Annotated in this window: 2 rRNA genes; both read right to left on the bottom strand. The window is 50.9% G+C overall.

The annotated features are described in order from the left end of the window. Positions 1-44 precede the first annotated feature (44 nt). Positions 45-162, bottom strand: a 5S ribosomal RNA gene (rrf, locus tag UYC_RS0101405). A gap of 124 nt (positions 163-286) precedes the next feature. Continuing rightward, positions 287-3175 (bottom strand): 23S ribosomal RNA (locus tag UYC_RS0101400). Between the last annotated feature and the right edge of the window lie 171 nt (positions 3176-3346).

Here is a 3346-nt window from a genome sequence, read left to right as displayed (position 1 = left end):
CAAAAGCCTCCTCTAATGTTGAGGAAGCTAGTTGTGAAAGATAAACCTGGCACCGAGCTATTTTAACGTGGGGCAACCCCCAGACTATCGTCGCCGCAGCAGCGTTTCACAACTGAGTTCGGGAAGGGTTCAGAGTGGTTCCGCCGCGCCATAGGCACCAGGAAAGCCCTACGGGAATTAAAAATGTAAAATTAAAAATTGCTTTGCCGAATTTTAATTTTTCAGTTTTAATTGTTCAAAACCCTGAAGACTGCATAGATAATTGAAGCGAAATAACCAAAGTTGTGAGGTCAAGCCCTCGGTCTATTAGGACTCCTCAGCTACATACATTACTGCACTTCCACTTAGAGCCTATCAACAGGTGTTCTACCTGTGACCTTACTGGATTTATTCCATGAGAGTACTCATCTTGAGGTGGGCTTCCCACTTAGATGCTTTCAGCGGTTATCCGCTCCGTACATGGCTACCCAGCGTCTACCGTTGGCACGATAACTGGTACACCAGAGGTACGTCCTTCCCGGTCCTCTCGTACTAAGGAAGGCTCCTCTCAATACTCTTACGCCTGCACCGGATATGGACCGAACTGTCTCACGACGTTCTGAACCCAGCTCACGTACCGCTTTAATGGGCGAACAGCCCAACCCTTGGGACGTACTTCCGCCCCAGGTTGCGATGAGCCGACATCGAGGTGCCAAACCTCCCCGTCGATGTGGACTCTTGGGGGAGATCAGCCTGTTATCCCTAGAGTAACTTTTATCCGTTGAGCGACGGCCATTCCACTCTGCGCCGTCGGATCACTAAGGCCTACTTTCGTACCTGTTCGAGTTGTAACTCTTGCAGTCAAGCTCCCTTATTGCCTTTACACTCGACGCACGGTTTCCAAGCGTGCTGAGGGAACCTTTGCGCGCCTCCGTTACCTTTTAGGAGGCGACCGCCCCAGTCAAACTGCCCACCTGAAACTGTCTCCCGACCGGATTACGGTCGCGGGTTAGAATCCTAGCTGAACTAGAGTGGTATCTCACCGTTGGCTCCATTCCCCCCACAAGGAGAATCTCTACGCCTCCCACCTATCCTGCGCAAGTTCAGCCCGGACACCATTCCAGGCTACAGTAAAGCTTCATAGGGTCTTTCTGTCCAGGTGCAGGTAGTCCGTATCTTCACAGACAATCCTATTTCGCCGAGTCTCTCTCCGAGACACCGTCCAGATCGTTACGCCTTTCGTGCGGGTCGGAACTTACCCGACAAGGAATTTCGCTACCTTAGGACCGTTATAGTTACGGCCGCCGTTCACCGGGGCTTCGGTCGTCAGCTTTAGGGTTACCCCCTGACCAACTTCCTTAACCTTCCGGCACTGGGCAGGCGTCAGCCCCCATACTGCGTCTATTGACTTTGCGGAGACCTGTGTTTTTGGTAAACAGTCGCCTGGACCTCTTCACTGCGACCCAAGTCATCCTTGGGCACCCCTTCTTCCGAAGTTACGGGGCCATTTTGCCGAGTTCCTTAGAGAGAGTTATCTCGCGCCCCTTGGTATTCTCAACCTCCCCACCTGTGTCGGTTTCGAGTACGGGTCAAAAATAGTTAACGTACTTAGAGCTTTTCTTGGAAGCTAGACTATGCCACTTCCTCTCCGTAGAGAGTCGTACTCGCAGCTTCGCTCGGAACGTTTTCGCCGTTCCTCATCGCCTCGCATACTTGAACCGGTAACCAACATCCGGCTGACAATCGCCTTCTCCGTCCCTCTGCACTACTATTTTTGAGTACGGGAATTTTAACCCGTTGTCCATCGACTACGGCTTTCGCCCTCGCCTTAGGTCCCGACTAACCCAGAGTGGACGAACCTGGCTCTGGAACCCTTGGGGTTTCGGGGTATTGGATTCTCACCAATATTTGCGCTACTCAAGCCGACATTCTCACTTCTGTTTCGTCCACACCTGCTTGCCGCTAGTGCTTCACCCTACTACAGAACGCTCCCCTACCGATTAATACTATTAATCCCACAGCTTCGGTACATCGCTTAGTCCCATTCATTTTCGGCGCGGAAGCGCTTGACCAGTGAGCTATTACGCACTCATTATAGGGTGGCTGCTTCTAGGCAAACCTCCTGGTTGTCTGTGCACTTCTACCTCCTTTGCCACTTAGCGATGATTTGGGGACCTTAGCTGGTGGTCTGGGCTGTTTCCCTCTTGACGATGAAGCTTATCCCCCACCGTCTCACTGGTTGTGTGTACATCGGGTATTCTGAGTTTGTCTCGATTTGGTACCGCTCTCGCAGCCCGCACCGAAACAGTGCTTTACCCCCCGACTTCAACCACAACCGCTGCGCCTCAACACATTTCGGGGAGAACCAGCTAGCTCCTGGTTCGATTGGCATTTCACCCCTAACCACAACTCATCCGCCGATTTTTCAACATCGGTCGGTGCGGACCTCCACTTGGTGTTACCCAAGCTTCATCCTGGTCATGGTTAGATCACCAGGGTTCGGGTCTATAAATACTGATTTGCGCCCTCTTCAGACTCGCTTTCGCTTTGGCTTCGGCATCCTCGCCTTAACCTACCAGTACTTATAACTCGCCGGCTCATTCTTCAACAGGCACGCGGTCAGACGAACTATCGTCCTTCCACTGCTTGTAGGCTTGCGGTTTCATGTTCTATTTCACTCCCCTTGCGGGGTTCTTTTCACCTTTCCCTCGCGGTACTGTTTCGCTATCGGTCACACAGTAGTATTTAGCCTTACCACGTGGTCGTGGCTGATTCACATGGAATTTCACGTGCTCCATGCTACTCGGGATTCAGCTTGTATCCAGTCAGCTTTCGACTACAGGACTTTCACCTTCTTTGGTGCAGTATTTAGCTGCTTCGTCTAACCTCTAGATTCCATCATGCTGTCCCACTACCCCAAAATACATGTACTTTGGTTTAGGCTCTTCCCCGTTCGCTCACCACTACTTGGGGAATCTCGTTTGATTTCTTTTCCTCCAGCTACTTAGATGTTTCAGTTCGCTGGGTTCGCTCTTTCCTGCCTATATATTCAGCAGGCAGTACATACAGGTTGCCCTATTCGGATATCTCCGGATCCCCGCTTGCTTCCAACTCCCCGGAGCGTTTCGTCGGTCACCACGTCCTTCTTCGCCTCTGTGTGCCTAGGTATCCACCACAAGCCCTTATTAGCTTGACCACAAATAACTTTTGGTGTCTGTTCAGTTTTCAGTTACCAGTCACCAGTTTTTTTACTGATTACTGTTCACTGTTCACTGACTACCTACTTTTCGCTTCTCTATGCAGTTTTCAAGGTTCTGGCTGGAATCATCCCAGCAGTCTAACTACTATTAATTAGTTGCTGAAATTA

The sequence above is a fragment of the Chlorogloeopsis fritschii PCC 6912 genome, assembly GCF_000317285.1.
GTDB lineage: Bacteria > Cyanobacteriota > Cyanobacteriia > Cyanobacteriales > Nostocaceae > Chlorogloeopsis > Chlorogloeopsis fritschii.
This window is presented reverse-complemented; position numbering and strand designations above follow the sequence as displayed.